This is a genomic window from Candidatus Acididesulfobacter guangdongensis, from assembly GCA_004195045.1.
GTDB lineage: Bacteria > SZUA-79 > SZUA-79 > Acidulodesulfobacterales > Acidulodesulfobacteraceae > Acididesulfobacter > Acididesulfobacter guangdongensis.
In genome coordinates this window covers 233,817-257,338 of record SGBC01000002.1, presented here as the reverse complement: position 1 = coordinate 257,338, position 23,522 = coordinate 233,817, and the positions used below count along the sequence as shown (strand labels likewise).

13 protein-coding genes and 2 pseudogenes are annotated in these 23,522 nt (G+C 34.9%); 2 read left to right on the top strand and 13 right to left on the bottom strand.

What is annotated here, in order from left to right; translation table 11 throughout:
• Window positions 1-260: 260 nt before the first annotated feature.
• Window positions 261-1,826: an Asp-tRNA(Asn)/Glu-tRNA(Gln) amidotransferase subunit GatB gene (gene gatB, locus EVJ46_05265; GenBank protein RZD16431.1), complete on the bottom strand. Its 1,566-nt coding sequence runs from the start codon at window positions 1,824-1,826 to the stop codon at window positions 261-263.
• A gap of 282 nt (window positions 1,827-2,108) precedes the next feature.
• On the opposite strand from gatB, the gene gatA reads away from it, so the two are divergent.
• Window positions 2,109-3,692 carry an Asp-tRNA(Asn)/Glu-tRNA(Gln) amidotransferase subunit GatA gene (gene gatA, locus EVJ46_05260; protein ID RZD16430.1) on the top strand — a complete coding sequence of 528 codons (1,584 nt, stop codon included), beginning with the start codon at window positions 2,109-2,111 and terminating at the stop codon, window positions 3,690-3,692.
• A gap of 264 nt (window positions 3,693-3,956) precedes the next feature.
• Here gatA and EVJ46_05255 read toward each other — a convergent pair whose 3' ends face one another.
• The 4 genes and pseudogenes from EVJ46_05255 to EVJ46_05240 form a co-directional block, all read right to left on the bottom strand.
• The gene (locus tag EVJ46_05255) at window positions 3,957-4,316 is read right to left on the bottom strand and encodes a hypothetical protein (protein RZD16429.1); all 360 of its coding nucleotides are present in this window, start codon (window positions 4,314-4,316) and stop codon (window positions 3,957-3,959) included.
• Window positions 4,317-4,480: 164 nt separating this feature from the next.
• Complete coding sequence (locus tag EVJ46_05250) at window positions 4,481-6,868, bottom strand: ATP-dependent DNA helicase PcrA (protein RZD16428.1); 2,388 nt, start codon at window positions 6,866-6,868, stop codon at window positions 4,481-4,483.
• Window positions 6,869-7,075: 207 nt separating this feature from the next.
• Window positions 7,076-7,645: an SIS domain-containing protein gene (locus EVJ46_05245; GenBank protein RZD16646.1), complete on the bottom strand. Its 570-nt coding sequence runs from the start codon at window positions 7,643-7,645 to the stop codon at window positions 7,076-7,078.
• 114 nt (window positions 7,646-7,759) lie between these two features.
• Window positions 7,760-8,494, bottom strand: a pseudogene (locus EVJ46_05240) (SIS domain-containing protein).
• 46 nt (window positions 8,495-8,540) lie between these two features.
• Here EVJ46_05240 and EVJ46_05235 point away from each other — a divergent pair.
• On the top strand, window positions 8,541-8,744 hold the full coding sequence (locus tag EVJ46_05235; GenBank protein RZD16645.1) for a hypothetical protein: 204 nt from the start codon (window positions 8,541-8,543) through the stop codon (window positions 8,742-8,744).
• A 53-nt stretch (window positions 8,745-8,797) separates the two neighbouring features.
• Here EVJ46_05235 and EVJ46_05230 read toward each other — a convergent pair.
• From EVJ46_05230 to EVJ46_05195, 8 genes and pseudogenes are all read right to left on the bottom strand, one after another.
• A pseudogene (locus EVJ46_05230) lies at window positions 8,798-9,502 on the bottom strand (hypothetical protein).
• 98 nt (window positions 9,503-9,600) lie between these two features.
• Entirely contained in the window at window positions 9,601-11,478 is a 1,878-nt protein-coding gene (locus tag EVJ46_05225) for a bifunctional N-acetylglucosamine-1-phosphate uridyltransferase/glucosamine-1-phosphate acetyltransferase (GenBank protein RZD16427.1), read from the bottom strand.
• A 220-nt stretch (window positions 11,479-11,698) separates the two neighbouring features.
• Window positions 11,699-13,345, bottom strand: coding sequence for an AarF/ABC1/UbiB kinase family protein (locus tag EVJ46_05220; GenBank protein RZD16426.1), 1,647 nt, complete (start codon window positions 13,343-13,345; stop codon window positions 11,699-11,701).
• Between the two features lie 212 nt (window positions 13,346-13,557).
• The gene (locus tag EVJ46_05215; protein RZD16425.1) at window positions 13,558-15,279 is read right to left on the bottom strand and encodes a hydroxylamine reductase; all 1,722 of its coding nucleotides are present in this window, start codon (window positions 15,277-15,279) and stop codon (window positions 13,558-13,560) included.
• A 955-nt stretch (window positions 15,280-16,234) separates the two neighbouring features.
• A complete protein-coding gene (locus tag EVJ46_05210; protein ID RZD16424.1) occupies window positions 16,235-17,863 on the bottom strand; it encodes a hypothetical protein in 1,629 nt (542 codons plus the stop codon).
• A 106-nt stretch (window positions 17,864-17,969) separates the two neighbouring features.
• Complete coding sequence (gene ligA, locus EVJ46_05205) at window positions 17,970-20,042, bottom strand: NAD-dependent DNA ligase LigA (GenBank protein ID RZD16423.1); 2,073 nt, start codon at window positions 20,040-20,042, stop codon at window positions 17,970-17,972.
• A 31-nt stretch (window positions 20,043-20,073) separates the two neighbouring features.
• The gene (locus EVJ46_05200; GenBank protein ID RZD16422.1) at window positions 20,074-22,539 is read right to left on the bottom strand and encodes a hypothetical protein; all 2,466 of its coding nucleotides are present in this window, start codon (window positions 22,537-22,539) and stop codon (window positions 20,074-20,076) included.
• Window positions 22,523-23,497: a diaminopimelate epimerase gene (locus EVJ46_05195; GenBank protein ID RZD16644.1), complete on the bottom strand. Its 975-nt coding sequence runs from the start codon at window positions 23,495-23,497 to the stop codon at window positions 22,523-22,525. Before EVJ46_05195 ends, EVJ46_05200 begins: the two co-directional genes overlap by 17 nt.
• Window positions 23,498-23,522: the final 25 nt, after the last annotated feature.

Here is a 23,522-nt window from a genome sequence, read left to right as displayed (position 1 = left end):
CATCGCAATACCCTCCTCCATTTTCACAAAATAATAATAAACATGTTATAAATATATTATTTGATACTATATATTCTCAACTCAATATATAACGTATTGTAATGCATAATTTTATGTTTGTTGGGCAAATGACCGCCGCTTCTTCCTGTTTCGTTTATTTAATAGATGCGCGTTAGTTCTTCCGCCTGTTTTTCAAATTTTTGATTAATCATTTCTAATAAACTCAGTAAAATACATTAATTCTATTAATCCTAACAGTTCTATAACTTTTCAAGCTGTTTCTTTAGTATCTCATTCACTTTTTGCGGGTTTGCCTTTCCTTTTGCTTTTTTCATTACAGCTCCTACAAAAAATCCAAAAAGTTTCTCTTTGCCGCCGAGATAATCGGAAAGTTCTTTTGGGTTTTCTTCTAATACCTGCTTAATTATATCTTCTATTCCTTTGTCGTCTGAAATCTGGGCTAACCCTAAACCGGCAACTATTTCCTCAACGGTCTGAACTTTTCCGTTTTTTCCGTTTTCTACAAGTTTGTACAAAACTAATCTCCCGCCGTTTCTATTAATTTTCCCGTCTTCGACCTGCATTATCATATCAAAAAAATATTTTCTGTCTTTTATTATTTCTTCCATTTTAAAATTAATCAAATCTTCATTTATAATCTTTTCAATAGGAATAGAATTTTCATCATGCTGCGCTGCTCTTTCTTGAACACGTTCATTATTGTCCGTCGACCATCTTTTTTTTAACTCTAGCATCCATTCATTTATAATCCAGTTTGCAATTTTTTTTATGTCAATTTTACCGTTATTTATCTCAACCAATTCATCAAAATCATTTGCAACGTCCTTATATTGCGTCAAGACTTCCGCGTCATATTCCGACAGGGCGTAGTCATTGATATATCTTTGCCGCTTCGCTTTAGGAAGTTCGCCGATAGAATCTTTAATCTCCTGAATAAATCCGTCCGTCAGAATAAGCGGCGGCAAATCAGGCTCTTCAAAATATCTATAGTCGTGAGCTTCTTCTTTTCCTCTCATTGATTCGGTTTTTCCTGTTTTTGAATTAAATAGCAGTGTTTCCTGAATAACTTTACCGCCGCCGCGAATGAGTTCTATCTGCCTGTTGATTTCGTATTCTAGCGCTTTTTCGACAAATTTAAATGAATTAACGTTTTTAACTTCCGTTCTGGTACCCAGCTTTGTATCGCCTTTTTTTCTGACCGATACGTTAGCGTCGCATCTAAAACTCCCTTCTTCCATATTTCCGTCTGATATGTCAAGATAGACTATGATATCCCTGAGGTCTTTTAAATAGGCAACCGCTTCTGCCGGAGAGCTTAAATCAGGCTCGGAAACTATTTCGGCAAGCGGTGTTCCTGCTCTGTTTAAATCTACAAAAGAATTAAAACCGGTGTGTATTAGTTTTCCGGCATCTTCTTCAATATGAAGGCGGTTTATTCTAATTTTCTTTTCCATGCCTCCGCCGATATCAATCATTAAATATCCGTTTGATGAAATAGGGTCTTGAAATTGAGAAATCTGATAACCTTTAGGAAGGTCGGGATAAAAATAATTTTTTCTCGCAAACAGACTTCTTTGATTTATATGTAAATTAATAGCAAGAGCCGCCTTGACTGCCAGCTTAACCGCATTAAAATTTATAACCGGCAGACTTCCCGGAAGCGCCAGACATACCGGACATACTAAAGAATTAGGTTCTCTTCCGAACACGTTTGGGCAGGAACAGAACATCTTCGTCTTGGTTAAAAGCTGAGTGTGAACTTCAAGACCGATTACCGCTTCAAAAGAATTGTCTATGTATTCCATTTATTTTGTTTCCTCTTGTTTTGTTTTATAATTAGATTATGATAATTCAAATTGACTGCAATGTCAAACAGTTGTCTTAATCCTGCAATAGAAAGTTATCTACTCGGAAAAGGTGTCAGACACCTTTTACTTTTATATTTCGCTTAACCGAGCAAAGAAATGCATAAATATTTTCTATTGCAGGATTAAGGAGTTGTATGATAATATAACTGTTTTATAATTGTGTATAATTAGGGACAGACATCAAACATTCGACATACATAAAAAATAAGGAATAGCTATATGATATCTTTAAATAATCTTACAATTCACGAACTGCATGAACTTTTAAAAAACAAAGAGACAACAAGCGTCGAAATTACTAATAATTATCTTGAAAAAATAAAACAAAAAGACGCCTTGCTTAATTCTTACCTTTATGTCGATTTTGCCGGCGCACTTGAACAAGCCGAACAGACTGACGAATACATTAAAAAAATTGAAAATGCCCTTAATACGGATTTTCCTTATTTAACAGGCATTCCTCTATCAATTAAAGATATATTTTTAATGAAAGGCAAAAAAACGACATGCGCCTCAAAAATATTGGAAAATTTTATAAGCCCTTATGATTCGACAGTTGTAAAAAAATTAAAAGAAAATAATTTTGTTTTTCTCGGTAAGGCTAATATGGATGAATTTGCTATGGGTTCTTCCACTGAAAATTCTGCTTTTAAAACTACTAAAAATCCATGGGATATTAAAAGAGTCCCCGGCGGTTCAAGCGGAGGTTCCGCAGCAAGCGTCAGCGCCGATTTATGCGCCGGTTCGTTTGGAACGGACACGGGGGGATCAATCAGACAGCCGGCTAGTCTCTGCGGTGTAGTCGGTTTAAAACCCACTTACGGAATGGTTTCGAGATACGGTATTATAGCATTCAGTTCTTCTTTAGATCAGGCTGGTCCCATTGCTAAAGACGTCCTAGATTCTGCAATTTTACTTGACGCCGTAGCCGGCTTTGACGGGTTTGACCAGACATCAAGAAAATTTAAAATCAAAAAATATTCAGATATTGTAAAAAAAGCCGATAAATCAAAAGTAAAAGGTTTAAAAATCGGCATTCCAAAGGAATTTTTATCGGAAGGCTTAGACAGCGAAATATTGTCTAATATTCAGGAAATAAAAAATAATTTAAAAGAACTCGGAGCGGAAATAGTAGAAATTTCACTGCCGGATACGGCATACTCTATAGCGGCATACTATGTTATAGCGACAAGCGAAGCAAGCTCAAACCTTGAGAGATATGACGGAATAAGGTACGGCTTGCGTTCTGTCAAAAATGGTCCCGACAACGATATCGACAGCCCTGTCGGTCTTAACAATGGCAGCCTCGACAAACGCAATCATACAAACCTTGAAGAAATTTACATAAATTCTAGAACGGCAGGATTCGGCAATGAAGTTAAAAGAAGAATTATGCTTGGAACTTTTGCGCTTTCCGCTGGATATTACGACGCATATTACAAAAAAGCAGCCTTAATAAGAAAGCTTATTATTAAGAATTACAAAGATGCTTTTGGCAAGGTTGACTTGATAATCGGTCCTACTTCACCTACCGCCGCTTTTTTAATCGGAGAAAAGGCTAATGACCCTCTAAGTATGTATCTTTCCGATATATACACCATATCGGTAAATCTTGCTTATTTGCCAGCTATGTCCATACCGTCGGGTATTACAGGCAAAAATAATCCGAACGGCGCAGAATTGCCTATAGGATTGCAAATTATTGCTCCATGGTGCTCTGAAGACAAGATGCTGGAAACCGCTAAAATCATAGAAGATATAGTTGATTTTAGAAAGAAATATCAGCCTAATACGAACTTTTAACGAAAATTCGGCATCAGCTTCTAATTAACAGCAATAATTATTAAAATTAAATAAACTGAGATAAATTTTTAACTAAAATTCGGCATCTGTTCTTAGTCCAACTTCATCGCTTTTATTATTTTAAAATTATAACCCATTGATAGTATTATACTTTATTTTTTATTTTGTAGTCCGCATAGACATTTTTATTGCCTCATAAATATAGTAATATCAATGTGTTTTTGATAATTATGGTGAAGTTGGGCTAAATAAAAAATCTATTTATTATTCTATAACAGGAGGAACCACAAAATAGCCGAATTTTGAACCTGGGACGTCAGACTCAAATTCAGGCGAATTTTCTTTAACAATCCCATAGTCAAAACTTGCATCTTTTTCTAAAATATTATCATTCCTATATTCGCCAAGTTCAAATTTTGTTTCAACTCCGGTGGCAATAAGATTTTCGTAATCCATTTCTTCAAGAATATCGGCACGCTGCACTTTTGAAGTATCGGCGCTTGAAAGAACGTTTATATAATCCAGTATTTTACTTAATTCAGTTTCATATGCAGCGGCATCATTCTCGCTAAAGCTGAGCTTTGCAAGCTTCATTATGTGTTTTATATCAATATTTGCGCTCATTATACAATTTCCTCCGTCTTAATGATAATAAAAAATTAGAAAATAACTAATAATAAATAATAAATAATAAATAATAAATAATAAATAATAAATAATAAAAACTAATAATAAGAATAACTAATAAGAACTGACAATAATTGACAACCGAACAATATCCTTTTATTCTAATAATCGTAATCGTCTAATATTTCTTCCATGCAGCTTTCCGGAATCTCGGACAAAAATCTTGAAGGTATGTTATAGCTGAAATCCCTGCCAAGTTTTCTTCTTTTTGACAGCGTCAGATACAATTTCTCTTTTGCCCTTGTTATACCCACATAGCACAGTCTTCTTTCTTCTTCTATTGCCGACTGGTCCATAAGCGATCTTGAATGCGGAAAGGTATTTTCTTCCATTCCCGTAAGAAACACTACCGGAAATTCTAATCCTTTAGCGCTGTGCAGCGTCATCAGAGAAACAAATGAGCTGTCTGAGCCGATGCTGCGGCTTCCGTCTGATAATTTTCCCGCGTTGTTTATTTCGTCATTTATGGCGCTCTGGTCTAAAAAATCGGTAATATCTTCAAATTCCATTGATGCGGTTATCAGCTCTTCTATATTTTCTATCCTGTTCTGGTTCATTGCATTATTGTCGTCGTTTGTTTTATCCGATAATCCTTTAAGCATGGCTTCGTATCCCGATTCTTTATAGATAAGATTAATAACCGATGCCGCATTTAATATTCCGTCCCCGCTGCCGTTGTATATATAAATTTCTTTATTGATATTAATAGCGGCGGCGGCGCTATTATATATATTTTCTTCATCGCCGTTAACATTATTATCAGAATTTTTCTTTGAAAAAATCAGTATCCTTGCTTTTTCAATTAAATCAAAATAATTTTTTATATTCTTAATTTTAGACTTTAAAATAACGTGGAACAGACCTGCTTTATATGATTCCAATATATCCATATTATTCTGCCGTGCGGTTTCTTCCATATTTTTAATAGTCTTCTCGCCTATACCTATAGGCACTGCCTGAACGCTTCTTTCAAAATTGATTGTATCTTTTGGATTAACGGCAAACCTGAGATAAGATAAAATATCTTTTATTTCCATTCTCTGATAAAATTTGAATCCGCCGTAAATATTATAAGCGACGTTTTCTTTTAAAAGCATATCTTCTATAATTCTTGATTGCCTGTTTGCCCTGTATAAAATGGCTATATCTGATTTAGCATAGCCGTCAAATCTTACTAATCTTTTTATTTCTCTGGCTATATAGACTGCTTCGCTTATATCGCTGCCGGCTTTGTAAACCGTTATAATGCTGCCTGTGTCCTTATCGGTTTTAAGGGTTTTCTGTTTTCTCCTTTTATTCTCGCTGACTAAACTTGACGCGGCAGCCAGAATGTTTTTTGAAGACCTGTAATTTTTTTCCAATTTTATTACTCTGCACCCTTCAAAATGGTCTTCAAATCTTAATATATTTTCTACGTTAGCTCCTCTAAAACTGTAAATAGACTGATCGTCGTCGCCTACCACGCAGATATTGTTATGATTTTTACATAAGAGCCTTATGAGTTTATCCTGTGCAAGATTAGTATCCTGAAATTCATCAACCATAATATATTTATAACGATTTGAATAATAATCTGTTATATCGGGAAAACCGGCAAACAGCTTGGCAGTGTTAAAAATCATATCCGCAAAATCCATAGCATTATTTGCTTTCAGTCTTTTCTGGTATTCTTCATAAATTTTCGCAAGATTTTCATCCCACGGCTTGACCTTCGAAAAAGCTTCTTCGCATGTAATTAATGAATTTTTATTTTTTTCTATAAAATATTTTACCTTTACCGGCGTAAATATTTTTTCGTTTATATTAAGGGCTTTTATTGAAGCATTAAGCAGTTTTGTAGCATCGTCGTCGTCCATAATAACGAAAGACGAATTATAGCCTAACGCAGAGGCATGCTTTCTTAAAACCTTAAGGCAGAAAGAATGGAACGTCGAAAACTCCGGCAGCTGCAGCCGGAGTTCGCCTGAATTTTGACGGTTATTCTGTCTGTCGTAGTAATAATCGGCTATAGCACCGGCATCCGCATCTGCATTTACACCGGCATCTTCCATAGCTGCGTTTATACCCGCATTAGTATCTTCCGTATCGACATAAAAAGTATCCTCAATAGTATTTATATCTGCAATATCGGCAATATTAATTTTATCGGCAGCGGTTTTTATATGCGATTGCGATGGTGACGGTGTTTGCGATGGTGATTGTGGTTTTGCATTTATATGTTGAATAATTAACTGCTTTATTCTTTCTTTCATTTCTTTAGCAGCTTTATTGGTAAACGTAACACCGAGAATATTATATGCTTTTGCCTTGCCGGTTTCTATAAGATGCAGCGCTCTGAGCGTAATTACCCGCGTTTTTCCTGAACCTGCACCGGCAAGTATGAGAAGAGGTCCTTCTGTGCATTTAACAGCTTCAAGCTGTTCAGGATTTAAACCGTCTAAGTAGGCGTAACTTGAATGAGAATCAGAATGTTTCATATTTTTTTTCATTATTCCCTATTTATTTAGCCGCTTTTTTTATCGCGTTAATTTTATTAATTTTACAAAAATTTATTATATGCCGGCTGCTTTATTCCGTTTATTCTATCGAATTAGCCGATTATTTCAATGATTATAATTATTATATAATTACGCTTTTTGCCAAATTTCTTGGCTGGTCTATCTATATATCCGTACTTTTATTGCATTATTCTACCGTTATTCTACCGTCACGCTTTTTGCCAAATTTCTTGGCTGGTCTATATCCGTACCTTTAAAGGCGGCTATATGATATGCAAAAAGTTGAAGCGGAACCGTAAATAATATAGGACTTAAAATTTCAGAAGTATCAGGAATTTTTATTAAATCTGATAAACCCTCAATATTCGGGTCATAATCTGCGAGTGCTATAACGCGTCCGCCTCTTGCTTTAATTTCTTCTATATTGGAAATAGTTTTTGGAGCAAGCAGGCTATTTGACAAAAGAAACATAACCGGCATATTCTCGTCAATAAGCGCTATCGGTCCGTGCTTCATTTCTCCGGAAGGATATCCTTCCGCGTGAATGTATGATATTTCTTTTAATTTTAATGCCCCTTCAAGAGCTATCGGAGATAAAATGCCTCTGCCGAGATATAAAAAATTCGTACTTTTATAATATTTATTCGCAATATTTTTTATGCTTTCATTTAAAGCCAGAATCTCCTCAATCTTCTGCGGCAGCGCAATCAAATCGCTAAAAAATTTACCGGAAATGCCTGATGTATTGCCTCCTACGCTATAAGGCATTCCTGCTCCGGCGCGGCTGTCATTTTTACAGCTTTTGCCGGCATTTGCATTTGAATTTGCCTTCCCGTTTATATAGACGCGGGCGTTCGTAATTTCCTGTCTTAGGTATAGCGCCAAAAGTATCCCGCACAATACTTGGGAAGTAAATGCCTTTGTCGATGCAACGCCTATTTCCGGTCCGGCATGGGTATATATCACTCCTTTATTAGAAAGAGCCGTCAGTTGTGAACCCGGAACATTGCAGATAGATATAATTTTTGCTTTTTTTTCTTTAACGATTTCTATAGCGCTGTTTGTATCCGCAGTTTCACCTGACTGCGAAACCCCGACTACTATATCTGTTTCCAGAACAGGAAATTTTCCGTATCTGAATTCCGAACCGTAATCGACTATAACCGGCAATCCGCACAAATTTTCGATAACATTTTTTATTACCAGCGAAGCATAATAAGAAGAGCCACAGGCAATAAAAATAATTCTGCCCGCGGATATTATATCTTTTTTTGTAAGTTTTAATCCTTCCAGCGCTATTTTTACATCTTCAGAATTATATAAATCTTTCAGGACATCCTGCTTTTGTGAATCGGACGCTTTGGACGACGCTATAGAATCTGAATTTATCAGAATATCCCGATCTTGCACAGAGGCAGCAGAGGCAGAACTTGACAATTTATTGAATGATGACCCGCTTGAACCGTTTATACAGCTTGAATCGTCAGAATCGCTTAACCTGCGCGAATCTTTTGAATTGCTTAAATCTATTGAACTGCGCAAATCTTTCTTAAACAAAACCCTTGAATTAAAACCTTCTAGAATAGTGGTCGGCTGTTCAAAAATTTCTTTCTGCATAAAATGAGAAAAGCCGGATTTTACAGTCTTGGATGCATCCCATTTTATAAGATTGATATCTATTTTTTGCTTCTTGCCCCTAAAGTTTATTATTTCTAATTCATTGCTATTGTATAGCCTATTTGAATTATTAATCTTTCTTGTATTGTCTGCATTGCTTATCTTGCTTATCTTATTTATATTATTTATCTTGTTTATATTGTTTCTATTATTTATATTGTTTATATTGTTATTGTCATTATCCTCATAACGATAATAAGCTATTTCACCGTTTTTTAAATATATAACTTCATTCGAATATCCGAGCAGTGCAGATACATCACTCGCAATAAATAAATTTTTTTCTCTTTTTGCAAGAACAAGGGGAGGACCGAATTTCACCGCTGCAATAGTTTTCTCTTTAGCGTATAATATAGCTATTGCAAATGAACCCTTTAATTCTAGAGAGGTTTTTCTGACTGATTCTGAAAACGAATTCCCTTTGATAATATAGTCTTCTATCAAATGAGCAATAATCTCCGAATCAGTTTCTGTTTTAAATTTATGATTATTTTTTAGAAGTTTCTCTTTTAACTGAATATAATTTTCTATTATGCCGTTATGAACAATAGCAATCTCTCCCGAACAATCTAAATGGGGATGGGCATTTTCGTCTGTCGGTTTTCCGTGAGTAGCCCATCTGATGTGACCTATCGCAAGGGAGGACTGGATGGTTGGAGACTTACCTTCACTTGATTGAATATTTTTATCTTCATCAGCACCGCTCCTGACATCGGCATCATTATCGGTTAGCCGCTTATTTTTACATTGTATTTCGGCTATTTCCGTAAAAAGATTTATCAATTTACCGGATTTTTTAATATATTTTATTTTTCCGTCTTCTGAATCAAAATAAGCTATACCCGAAGAATCATAGCCTCTGTATTCTAATTTTTTTAAACCGCTAAGCACCACCGACACGCCGCTTTCATCCGGTATCGTTCCGGCAAAACCCATTATTCCGCACATATTTTTATTTAAAATTAATAATAAAATTAATAAGTAAGATAGTTATATTTTTAAATTTATTAATTTAGAGTTATAAGTTTAATTTAAATTAATAAACATCAATCTTCCGCTTTTGTTGAATTTTTCAATCTCTTTAATCTGTTTAGCGTCCAGCCTTCCTTATTTATCTGCTCAGCCCTCGAAATAGCAAGACTGCCTTCAGGGACATTTTTGACGACGGTTGTGCCCGAAGCGACGTAAGAATCTTTTTCCACGGTAACAGGAGCTATCAGCTGCGAATCTGAACCTATGAAACAGTTATTTTTTATTATTGTCTTATGTTTTTTGAAACCGTCGTAATTACAGGTGATGACCCCTGCCCCTATATTGACGCCGTCGCCTATTTCACTGTCTCCTATATAAGACAGGTGCGATGCTTTAGAATTTTTTCCGATAACCGAATTTTTAACTTCTACAAAATTTCCGATTTTAGCATTATTTTTAATGTGGGTTCCCGGTCTTAACCGAGCAAAAGGTCCAATACTTGCTTCATCTTCAACATTGGCATTTTCAATAATAGAATAGCTTTTAATAACGGAATTTTTGCCTATAACGGAATCTTTGATTATTGCTCCGCATTCGATAACCGTATTTTCTCCGATTCTAGAATTTCCGGATAAAAAACATCCCGGATAAAGCGTCGCCGCTTTACCTATTTGAACTTCGCTCCCGATATATACATTATCGGTCGAAATAAAATTGACATCCTTTTTTTCTATTAAATTGTTTATAATTCGCTTTTGCATTAAACCGCTGCATTTCACCATCTCTATTTTAGAATTTACTCCCATAAGTTCATTCTCATCTTGATTGCAGCCATTCGCTCCGATAAAACTTCGCACTTTCAATGAGTTATTGTAAAATATCGAAACAATATCGGTTAAGTAATACTCCTTTTTAGAATTATCATTATCTATTAAATCTATAAAATTTATGAAGTGATTTAGTCTAACGGCATAAATACCGGAGTTGACTTCTCTTATATTATCCAAATAATTTGCATCATTTGTATCGTTAATATTATTTAGCTTATTTATATTGTTTGTATCATCTGCATAATCAGTATTATTTGTATTATTTGCATCATTTATATCATCTGTATATTTAGTATCATTTATCTTTTTTATATTATTTATATCATTTAAGTATTCTGCTTGAGCATTTTCTTTGTTGTTATCCATTGTTTTCTTTATATTTGTATCATTGCGGTGCTCATTTTTCATCTGGGCGTCTATTTCCTGCTGTTCAACGATTTTTTTAACAAAATTTTCACCGTCTTTCAGTACTCTTCCGTAAGAAAATGGATCTTCAGTTTTAAAAGACAGAACAGTTAAATCGTCATTAAAATCATCATGAAATTTTATCAGCTTAGATAAAGTATTTTTGGTGATTAAAGGGGTGTCGCACGGAAGAATTAATACGTTCTGAACATTCTGAACACCGGCATCGCTTATATGTCCGGTAGTTTTAATCAATATGGCAGCCTGTTTTGCGGCATCGCCTGTTCCGAGATATTTATCCTGAATTGCAAAATCTATTGTTATTCCGCAATTTTTAAAAGCGCTCTCGCTTTCAATATAATCTTTTATATGTTCTCCTTTATGCCCTATAACAATTATTATTCTATTTAAAATATTCCTGCAGCCGAATGACTTTGATGCTGATGCCGCTGCCGCTGCCGCTCCTGTTTCAGCCTTAATAACGGCAGTCCGAGCGGACGAAGCAGGTAAAATAGACGGGCGACATAAAGTGTCTTCCGACGACGCTTCCGAAATTGACATATCATTTAATCTCAAGAGTTCGGCAATGATATAATATATCATCGGTTTTTCTAAAATAGGCGTCAGTCCCTTAGGAATTTCGGAACGCATCCTTGTACCGAGTCCGCCCGCAAGAATCACAGCCGTATAATTAAAATTGATTTTATCTGCGTCCATATTTTCTATTTTTTATATTTTTTTAGACCTTATATTTATACTTTTAATTTTTATATCCTATTTTTAAACTTTTATTCTTTATATTATATTTTATTTATTCTTTATATTTTATTTTTTTCGGTAAATCTTTACATCTTAACTTTTATAGCAGATATTACAGTTGAATTTCTTTATATTTTTTTATACACCCATTAATCTATTAGATTAATGAATTAAATTTTTATCTTCTATGCCTGAAAACATCTAACAGCGTAGAATAACCGTAAGTAGTTTTTATAGGCATGCTTACAGCGACAAATATCACCGCAAAGGCTGCAAATAAACCCCCCGCAAGTAAATACGGATTTTTATCTTCAATAAAAATTAACGCTGCAATAAGCCCGATAAATCCGCCTATTAGCGCCATAGTCAGCCTTTTTATTACATGTATTAAAAAGTTTTCCAAACCTGAAATATTTTCAGGATGGATTTTAACCCTGAAATCTTCTTCATAGGCTGCATGCATTACCCTTTTTGTATCCATAACAAACTGTTTTACTTCATTAAAAACTGTCTTAATTATGCCTGATGCAGTCGTTTTTTTTCCTAAAGGCGTATGGCTTATATATTTTTTTGCAACCGGCACTATATCTTTTACCAGATTATACGAAGGGTCTATCGCCGTTCCTATTCCTTCGAGAACAGCCGCAGTTTTAAAAATATATACCAAATTTTGAGGAAGTTCAAACGGAAAAGCGTAAAAGCTTTTCATAATATCGTTTATAATATCCTGTATCTTTCTGCTCGATATATCTTTCTGGGATAACACCTGATATAATCTGCCCGCAGCTTTTTCGAGCAGCTGCCTTGAAACTTCTTTATTTATAATTCCAAGAGCATAATACGCATCTATAATTCCCGGGATATTCTGTTTAATACCGGCAAGTACGGCTTTAATCAGGTTTTCTTTTGTTTCATCCGATATATGAACTACAAGACCGTAATCAAGCAGCACTATCCTGCCTTTATCGTCAACCAATATATTGCCCGGATGCGGGTCGGCGTGGATAACGCCTTGAATTAGCGATTGATATATGTAAAATTCAATAAGTCTGTCTAAAACGACTTTCGGGTCTAAATTATTTTTTTTAAGACTTTCTAAGTCCGTAATCTTAACGCCTTTATAAAAATCCATTACCAAAACATTTTTGGAATTTAATTCCGTATAAACATTTGGAATTACTATCCATTTTAATTTTTTTGAAAATTCTTGAAATTCTTTAATATTTTTAACTTCATGCAGTAAATCCATTTCTTCATAAATTGTAATTTCAAATTCTTTCAAAACAACAGAGATGGAAAGCAAAGATTTATTGTCTGGAAAAAAAATCCTCAGAGAATTTAAAACATTTTTAAGAGTATATATATCGCTGCTGACATTTTTTTCAATATCCGGTCTTATAACTTTTACTATTACCTGTTTGCCTTTGTAAACGGCTTTGTAAACCTGCGCAACAGACGCCGCCGCAAAAGGTTCTTCGTTAAATTCTTCAAAAATTTCTTTTATCGGTTTATTGCCGAAATCTTTTTCGATTATCGGCTTTATCAGTTTAAACGGTACAGGCGGAACCTCATCCTGCAGCGTTGCAAGCTGGGCAAGATACTGCTGGGGCAAAAAATCCGCTCTTGTCGAAATAACCTGAGCCAATTTTATAAAAGTAGGTCCAAGCGAAGCTATCAGCGATGTCATCCATCTGGCGACTTTGACATGATATGCGTTGGATAAATCCCTTCTTTTTCCAAATATTATAAATCTTTTTTGGGTAATGAGGATATAGAAAATAAAAGGAAATACTTTAAAAAAAATGTATAAATTTCTTTTAAACAATATTATTTGACCTTATAATTTGACATTATTGACAAATTTAGCGAACAATAGACTTTTCATGAGCTTTTAATAAACAATATTTAACATTATAATATTAAATCAGCAAATATTCAAATTTTATTTACCGAAAAAAAAATCCCTTTCCTTATTTTTCAATAAAGAAAGGGATTAAAATATAATTAAATTACATTACGCAAATTACTTAAATTGCATTAGACTGCAGCGTTTGCTCCTATATAACCGAGGCTTTCCTCCAAGCTTGACACGCCCATTATATTAAATTTTTCAACTAATATATTTACAACGTTAGGGGTCAAAAAAGCCGGCAGTTTATACCCCAGCCTTATGTTTTTCACTCCGAGGTACAGCAGCGCAAGAAGTACTAAAACAGCTTTCTGTTCATACCACGCAATTTCGTAAAATATAGGTAACTCGTTAATATCGTTTAATTTCAGAGCCTCTTTGAGTTTAAGAGCCGCAACGACTAACGAATAGGAATCATTGCACTGTCCGGCATCTATAACCCTCGGCAGACCTTCTATATCGCCGAGACCCAGTCTGTTATATCTGTATTTTGCGCAGCCGGCGGTCAGTATTATCGAATCGTCGGGCAAACCTTTTGCCAGGTCGCTGTAATAGCTTCTTTCCTTGTCGCTTGAATCGCATCCTGCCATAACTACAAAATTTTTAATCTTCCCCGCCTTAACTAAATTAAGTATAGTTTCCGCAGAACTGACTAATGTATTGTGCGCAAAACCCGTGTCTATTTCTCCTGTTATATCTTCAGGAGTATCTTCAGATTCAACTGCAGCTTTAATAACTTCAGAAAAATCATGATTATCTATGTGCTTGACACCGGGCATAGCAACCATATCTGTTGTAAAGATACGATTTTTATACTTATCTAAAGGTTTTTGAATACAGTTTGTAGTCATAACGATTGGACCGTTAAAATTGCTGAACTCCCTCTGCTGCTCCCACCATGCGCCGCCGTAATTGCCGATAAAATTACTAAACTGTTTAAAATAAGGATACGCATGCGACGGAAGCATCTCCCCGTGAGTATATACGTTAACGTTTTTCCCCTGCGTCTGTTTCAGCAATTCCTCAAGTTCAAATAAATCATGACCGCTGATTAATATCGATTTCCCTTTTTTAGTTCCGTTAAGGACTTTCGTCGGAACAGGTTCGCCGTAGTGCGTCGTATTTGCTCTATCTAATAATTCCATAACCTTTACGCCGTTTTCGCCGCATTCCATAACAAGACCGAGCAGCCCGTCGGCATTCCATTTTTGCTGTTCTGCAAGATAGTTTAAAGCTTTTACGATAAAATCATTAATCGAACTGTCTGCATAGTTTAAAACATAAGCGTGATAAGCATAAGCCGCCATTCCTTTTAAACCGTACATTAAGAGTTCGCTCAATGAGACTAAATCATCGGAAGGATTTTTAATGCCGACCGATTCGGCTTTGCTATTATACGATTCAATAGTCCTGCTTAACGGTTCCCATACTGCGCAATCAGGCGTTGCAGCTGAAATTGCAGCTGAAAAAGAAACGTCATCGGAAAAATTGTTTGAAATACCTGTTCTGTCTTTTTCATCGTTATTTTGCCTATTCATATTGCTGAGCGTTTTAACTCTATACTTGTCTCTTATTTCTAGTGATTTATTTATAAGCGCAACTATTCTTTCAGGGTCGAAATTTACATTAGTTACCGTTGTAAACAATCCCTGTAAAAGAAACAGATAATCTTCGCTGTCAATCGTTTTTCCGGCTGCTTTTGCCCTTGACATCCAGAAAGCGATGCCTTTCAGGTCATAAATCAGTAAATCCTGCAGATTTGATACCTCTCCGGTTTTTCCGCACACTCCGCTTTTTATGCATCCGGTTGAATCTAAAGTTTCTTCACATTGAAAACAAAACATGATAATTTTCTCCTTTTTAATAAAATTTAATGCTGTTTAATATAGCATAACCTAAGCAATTTAATATAATTCAATATAATTTGAACAATCTAAATTTAGCTTATAAAATCGAAATTTTAGACTTATAATCTCTGCTGTTGCGCCGCAAATCTTTATGATAATTATTGCATATCATATTTTGAATAACTAAGCATATTACAGCTATGCTATAACATCTAATATACATTTTAGACGATTTTATCTTAGATAAATATGATTTTAATCACATTATGAATTATTTATGATTTTAATCAGATTACGAATTATTATTGCCTGATAATTTAAATATTAGTTAAATAAAAACGGAAAACATAGAAGATAAAGGCTAAAGATTAAAAAAAGCAAAGGCTAAAGGCTAAACCGAAAGCTAAAGAAAAGCATGCGGAAATTGGAAGGAATATATTATTTAAATGGGCATAGAGCGCTATGTTTGAATTTATGATGAAAATCTCGGAAAAGGTGTCAGATTAATTTTTTTGCAAATATTTTCTTTGTTAATTGAGCTACTCCATATGCAAAAAAATAAAATCTGACACCTTTTCCTTTTGCTTAACCTAAAAAATTAATCTGACACCTTTTCCTTATATTTTGCTTAACCGAGCAAAGAAATGCATAAATATTTTCTATTACAGAATTAACCAAACTTCACCATAATTATCAGCAGCACATTGATATTACTATATTCATGGGGTAATAAAAATATCTATGGGGACTACAAAATAAAAAATAAAATATAAATAATATCCATGAGTTATAATTTTAGAATAATAAAAGCGGTGAAGTTGGGTTAATATCTTAGTCTAATTAAATAGTCTAATGAAAAAGTGGGCAGATACCAATACAAATGGAAAAATGGCGTCTGCCCTTAATTAATATAAATATAATTTAATTAATATAATTAAACCGGATTAAAAAATTAAAATTAATAGTATCTGCCGGTTGAGATTACGGTTACGGTATTTGAACTTGAATTAACAACAAAACAATAATGTCCGTTCGGCGAAATTTTTACGGCATCCGGATAACCGCCGACTTTTATCGTCTTAACGACTTTATCTTTGGCAACGTCTATGACACTTAGGGTAGAACTCTGCGTGTTTATAACATAAAGATATTTGCCGTCAGGCGTTATGGCTTCTGCAGTCGGACCTTTACCGGTATAAACGGTAGCAACTTTGCCGAAAGGCTGAGGAACATAATTCGACGGCGGAGCCGTAATAGCCGGCGCTTCCGAAGAAACTGCAGGCTGACTGCTATAATTAATTTTCGCAGAAACTGCAGCAGCCGGCTGCTGAGTTGAAGTAGTTGCAGGATATGTCGTTGCGGAAGGCACTACCGGAGAAGCGGCAGTCACTTCCGGATATATCCTTACAGGTTTTTTTATTCTTATGAAAGCGGCGCTTGAAGCAGAAGTAATGGTTACCAGAGCGGCTGTTCCGTCTGGAGAGACCGCTACCGCAATGGGTCCGTTAGGAAGATTTATAGTTTTTATATGATTAAAATGAACGGCATTGTAAATAGTCACGGCATTATTTTGAAAATTAACCGCAAAAAGCATCATACCGTTGGGCGTAACCGCCACTGAAGAGGGGTCTGTCAACGTTTTAAATTTTCTTACAAATGCAAAATTTTTCTGCCTATATACATAAATAGCGTTACCTTTTCCGGATGCTATATATATATAATGTTTAGGCGAATCTGCAGGACTGAATGCCACCGAAGTAGGATTTTTTCCAGTCTGGATTGTCCTTATAATATTTAATGAAGATATATCTATAACAGTAAATGTAGAACCTCCGGCATTTGTTACAACGGCTATTTTCCCGTTTGGAGAAACAGCAATACCCGAGGGAGATTTACCTACGTTTATTCTCTTCGTTACGGCATTCTGTACCGTATTGATAACATCTACCTGATTATTGCCTATATTTGCAGCAAAAGCAAGTTTTGAATTCGGTGTAAACGCAACATTGACAGGACCGCCGCCGACGGATATGTTTAGAGATTTAGTCAATGTTGACATATTCAGTACGCTGATATTTCCCGAAGCGACATTACAGACATATGCAAACGCCAGAGACGGACTGATAGCGACGCCTGCCGGATGAGAACCGACTTTTATTGAGGCAACCACGCCTTTTGTAGCCATACTGACTACGGAAACGTCATTGCTGTCCGAATCGGCAACAAGAGCATAATTAGAATTTGCGGCAAAAGCGACGCCGTAAGGAAAAGCGCCTACAGGAATATTGCTTGTAAGACGCGGGGTCAAAAAACCGTAAGATTTTACGGCAAAAACGATCAAAAACAGCGCGGATACGAAAGCGACTAATATTCCAGAATATATTTTTGCAGCCATATCGGATTTATTAGAAAAAATATTAAAATTATCTGCGCTCTCCAAAGCGCTTAAATTTGAATTATTTATAGAACCTGTAATAGGTGCAACAAGCAGGTTTTTACTTGATTCAGATTGATTGTCGGATTGATGACGACCAGATTGATGATTAATATAATTCAAATTTCTTGCAAAATTATTCATAAACGGCATACCTCTATTATATTATATATATTATATACTGAATAAATTATCCATGCAAACTGCCTATCAATGAACGAACGAGCTTCGCCGTACTTCGTTTGACAGGCTTCTTTCTTCAATTTAAAAGTTTCATAAAGTCATCTTCGCCGATGATTTTAAGACCTAATTTGACTGCTTTAGTATATTTAGACCCCGGCTCATCGCCTGCTACAACATAATCTAAACTCTTTTTGACGGTCTTTTCGGCAATAGCTCCTTTTTCTTTAATTGCATTTTCGGCAGTATCTCTGCTAAAATTTTTCAATGTGCCTGTAAATAGAAAATGCTTTCCGTATAACGGTGAAACAGCCGACTGTCCTGTTTTTTCAGAAACTACCGTATGCGGATTTACTCCCGCAGCAAACAATTTGCTAATTACATCTAAATTTGATTCTAATCTGAAAAAATTATAAATAGACTTCGCTATTTCTTCGCCTATTCCAAATTTAGAATTTAAATCTTCAATCGAAGCGTTTTTAATGCCTTCTATATCCTTAAAATATTTGATAAGCAGAAAAGCAATATGTTCTCCTACATGTCTTATGCCGAGAGCGAATATAAATCTATCATAAGCTATATTTTTAGATTTTTCAATAGAATTCAGCAGATTTTCAATTGATTTTTTACCGAAGCCCTCCAATTTTTCAATATTTTCCTTTTCAAAATGCAGGTAATAAATATCGGCTACAGTCTTTATTAATTTATTTTCCACAAATTTATCTACAAGCATTTCCCCTAATCCTTCAATATCCATAGCTCTTTTTGAAGCAAAATGAACAATGGACGCTTTTATCTGGCACGGGCAGGCAAGTTCGTTTATACACCTCACAGCCGCTCCGTCAATTACCGCCACAGAACCGCAGCACGGACAGATATTCGGGATTTTAAAATAGTTGCCTCTGCCGCCGATGCTTTCGCTGTTCTTGTAATCAGAATCTTGAAAATTAACGACGCCGCCGGCTTTTTTCACTACTTTTACAACTTCTGGAATAACATCGCCGGAACGTTCAACTAACACGGTATCGCCGATATTAATATTTTTTCTGGCAATTTCGTCCTGATTGTGAAGGGTTGCCCGCTGCACCTCAACACCGCCTATAATTACAGAATTTAAAACTGCGACCGGTGTTAAAACGCCTGTTCTGCCAACCGATACTATAATATCTCTAATAACCGTTGTAGCTTGTTTTGCAATAAATTTATATGCGGTAGCCCATCTTGGAGTTTTGGACAGTTCGCCTAATTTTTCCTGAAATTTAATATCGTTTACCTTTATGACCACACCGTCTATATCAAAAGAAAAAGATTCTCTTTTGGCGGCTATATCTTCGTAATAATCCAGAGCTTCGTTTATGTTTTTAGCAATTTTAGTTTCTTTGTTTATGTTGAAACCTAACAGTTTTAGTTTCTGCATAAGCTCGAACTGGGTAGAGAACCTCAGTTCTTCAGAATATTCGCCTATACCGTAGGCAAACATTACTAAATTTCTTTCAGAGGTTATTTTTGAATCTAACTGCCTGATGCTGCCTGCCGCCGCATTGCGCGGGTTCGCAAACAGCGGCATATTATCTTTCAGTCTCTGTTCGTTAAGTTTTTTAAAAGCTTTTTTATCCATTAAAACTTCGCCTCGGACTTCAATGTATTTCAACGGTTTCTGTATTTTATCTATTAATCTTAGCGGTATAGTTTTTATAGTTTTAAGATTTTCGGTAACATCTTCTCCGGTTATGCCGTCTCCCCTTGTAGAGCCGACGGTGAATAAACCGTTTTCGTATATGAGTTCGATTGCAAGCCCATCAAATTTTAATTCACATTCGTATTCAATGTCTTTATCCGCCGGAAGATTCAGAAACCTTTTAACCTTCAGGTCAAATTCTATTACGTCTTCTTTTGAATAGGTATTGTCCAATGAAAGCATCGGGATACGGTGGGTTATCTGAGAAAATTTCTCAATGGGCTCTCCGCCTACCCTTTTAGTCGGAGAATCTGCTCTTGCATATTCAGGATATTTTTCCTCCAGAATAGACAATTCCTTTAAAAGTTTATCAAATTCAAAATCTGATATAACAGGGTCTTCTAAAACATAATATAAATAATTATGATAATTAACTTCATCGGTTAACTCGTTAATTCTTTTTCTGATATCCATATTATATATATAAAAAATTATTATTCATTTCTTATTTCTTATATAACGCATTGTAAACATAGTAATTTCTCAGAACCATTTTAACATAATTTCTGGTCTGATTATACGGAATATTCTCTATAAAAAGCAGCCTGTTCTCGTCGCTCAGATTATTATTCTCCCAATAGCTGACAGCGCCCGGACCTGCATTATAAGAAGCTATGGCAAGATACTTTTTCCTTGCGAATTCATTTAGTAAAGAGCTGAGATAATACGAACCAAACTTAATATTTAAACCGCTTTGATACAAATAATCCGGATTAAAATAGGTACATCCGACCTTATTTGCTATATAATAGCCGGTCGGCGATATTATCTGCATAAGACCTATGGCTCCGGCGCCGGAAGAACATACAGGGTCAAACAGGCTTTCCTGCCTCATAATGGAATATATAAGATTTACCGGAACATTATACCTTTCCGAATATTTTTCGGCATAACCGTAAAAAGGTCTCGGATATAAAAAGTATAAATATTTCCTGCTTAAAAATTTGCTTTTAATCAACAAATCGCTCAATGAAGCGGCATCTTTATAATCGTTATATCTGCTAAAAAGATTTATAAGTTTAATTATAAAGAATTTATTGTCTTTTGTTTGATGAGACTTTATAATCCTGTTTAATTTATATTGTGCAAGAGCAAATAGTTTTAATTTTAAAAAAGTTTTTAATACATAATATGACCGCATATTGCTAAAATATTTATAAAATCTATAACCGGCTGCGGCATCCGCATTGCCTGCCGAATACTTCAGCTTCAGCTTCAGGCGCATAGATTTTAAATGCTTTTTGCTTATATTAAGATGTCTTTTGCTTAATTCTAAACGGCTTCGGCTTAATTTTAAATGCGCCTTTTCAAAATTTAAAACATGACCAAGTTCGACTCCCGACATAATTCCGTAATAAGACAGGGGCGCCACCGCATTTGCCATTTCAAAATAAAAATTTGCATGCGCGGTTAAACCCAATTTTTTTAAATCAATTCCGTACCAGAAAAGATATTTTGGATAATTAGAAGATTTCGGAGATATTTTAATCAACTGAAGCAATTTTTTTCTAGCTTCGACAAGCTCATTCCGCTTAAGATTGTTTAATATTCTCTGCCATACCACATCCTGATAGATATCGGTCTCTTTTTTATTTAAATATCCATACTTATAAAATATTTTATTTAAATACTTAACGGTATTATTATCATTTGCATTCAAATAAAAATAGTCGGCTTTTAGATAGCATATTTCATGAAGATATCTATAAAGATTTTCGCCGTGAGGATTAACTTTTTGAGAATTATCGCTATATTTATATTTATATTTAACGCGTTTAGCCTCTGTTTTTGATTTAAATCTCTTTATCTCTGTTTTTATATTCGATTTAAAGATTGCCAATTGATTTAAAAATCGGGGGCTTTTAAGCTTAAGCATATCCCTGAGCCTTATTATTTCGGCTCTGTTCCCTTTTATATTCGCAATGGTCTGCTCAGATTCTTTAAAATAAGAATCATAGTATAAATTTAAAGCGCGTTTAACTTTCTGATTATGTGTCAGAGCAAATACGCTATACCCGTTTCCGCCGAATTTTTTAAAATTTTTTATTTTCGCTAATAAATTAAAAACATGGTTGGTCTTATAATAGTATGGATAATTGACATAAATTTTAGCAAGAGCGGCTTCTGCTTCTTTATAATTATGTTTAATCAGATAAATCTCCGCAATTTTTCCATAACTATACGGTCTTATACGGTTATCCTCCGTAATTTTCAGTAACCGCTTGAAATTATAAGCAGCATCATTGTAATAGCCTGTTTTATACATAGCAACGGCAAGATAAAAAATTGCATTTTTATAGAAAATAAAATGCGGATAATCCTGAACTAATTTAGAAAGAACAAAATCTGCTTTATGATAATTATGCGTTTTCATAAAACAAACTCCCTGATAATATAACGAATAATCGTAAAGAAACTTGCCTTTTTTATCGGTATAAAGCCAGAAAAAACCGGCTGCTTTCTTATAGTTTCCGTTTCTATAAAACTTGTATCCTTCTTTAAATATCTCTAAGTGCCTATGATGTTTTTTAAGTACGTCGATTTTTTTGTTTTCTTTTCTATAATTTTCTTTTCTATAATTTTCTTTTCTATAATTTTCTTTTTTTTTAATAATTTTACCAAGCCTGTATTTATACGCCGAAAGTTTTTCTAAGATTGACGGAGAGCCGGAATTTCGAAACGTTGAAATAACAGGATAAGATGACGCCTGTTTCAGTAAAACGGCGGAAAGCAAAAAATGCACGACACTTACTATTATAAGAAAAGCTATCTTATTTTTAAAATCACGCAAAATGTGCAGCTTATGCAAATTACTCATGATAGATTTATTACATTTATTATTGTAATTATCCTTTTTGCGCAATATATTACATATAATATTATGCAGATATGTCTTAAAATTCAAAATCATAATAGCCTGAAAAAACTTCTTTAGCCGGTCCTGTCATTAATACAGATTTATTTATATCGCCTGCAATCTGCAAAACACCGCCGCGCAAAATCACATTCAGCGAATCTGCATTATTGGCACAACTATCACTATTATTACTGCTATTAATGCTGATACTGCTATTGTTGTTAATGCCGCCGGCGCCGTTTATGCCTATAGTCTTTTTAATGACGCTGTAAACTGCGCATGCGCCTGTTCCGCATGCGAGTGTTTCCCCTGAACCTCTTTCCCACGTTCTTACCTTTACGGATTCATTAGAAATAATCTCGGTAAATTCAACGTTTATCCTTTTTGGAAACAAAGTGTTATTTTCTATCAGAGGACCGTAATAACCTACATTAAAATTATCAACATCGTTTACAAATATTACGCAATGCGGATTACCCATTGACACGCAATTAATTTTAAATTCTGAGTCTCCGGCTTTAATAATCTCGCCGATTACTTCCGGTTTGTCAATATCTACCGAGATTTTAGCGCTTTCAAATTCAGGTTTTCCCATTTCAACCGCGGCATATTCGACTAAATCTGCACCGTTTGAAGAACCGTCTGCGCCGCTGCCGGTAAAAACCTTGACAGTTTTAATTCCGGCAAGCGTATTTATTTTTATCTGATTTTTTGAAATGAGTTTATGGTCGTAAACATATTTTGCAAAACATCTTATGCCGTTTCCGCACATTTCACCTTCAGAACCGTCGGCATTAAACATCCTCATTCTAAAATCAGCATTTTTTCTGTCAATATCAGGAGGAAGTATCGCTATTACGCCGTCTGAACCGACTCCGAAATGCCTGTCGCTGATTTTAACAGCCAACTCCCTGTAAAAATTTGAACTATCAGCCAAATTTTCAGGCAAATCATTAATGGCATCAATGTAGATATAATCGTTGCCTGCCCCTTCTAATTTTGTAAATTTAATTTTCATAAATATTTCGACTCATTTT

Coding starts and splice junctions, on each gene's coding strand:
- EVJ46_05210 (RZD16424.1), bottom strand. CDS start 17,863: ATGCCGTTTATGAATAATTTTGCAAGAAATTTGAATTATATTAATCAT.
- gatA (RZD16430.1), top strand. CDS start 2,109: ATGATATCTTTAAATAATCTTACAATTCACGAACTGCATGAACTTTTA.
- EVJ46_05250 (RZD16428.1), bottom strand. CDS start 6,868: ATGAAAAAAAATATGAAACATTCTGATTCTCATTCAAGTTACGCCTAC.
- EVJ46_05200 (RZD16422.1), bottom strand. CDS start 22,539: ATGATTTTGAATTTTAAGACATATCTGCATAATATTATATGTAATATA.
- EVJ46_05255 (RZD16429.1), bottom strand. CDS start 4,316: ATGAGCGCAAATATTGATATAAAACACATAATGAAGCTTGCAAAGCTC.
- EVJ46_05225 (RZD16427.1), bottom strand. CDS start 11,478: ATGGACGCAGATAAAATCAATTTTAATTATACGGCTGTGATTCTTGCG.
- ligA (RZD16423.1), bottom strand. CDS start 20,042: ATGGATATCAGAAAAAGAATTAACGAGTTAACCGATGAAGTTAATTAT.
- EVJ46_05245 (RZD16646.1), bottom strand. CDS start 7,645: ATGCCTTATAGCGTAGGAGGCAATACATCAGGCATTTCCGGTAAATTT.
- gatB (RZD16431.1), bottom strand. CDS start 1,826: ATGGAATACATAGACAATTCTTTTGAAGCGGTAATCGGTCTTGAAGTT.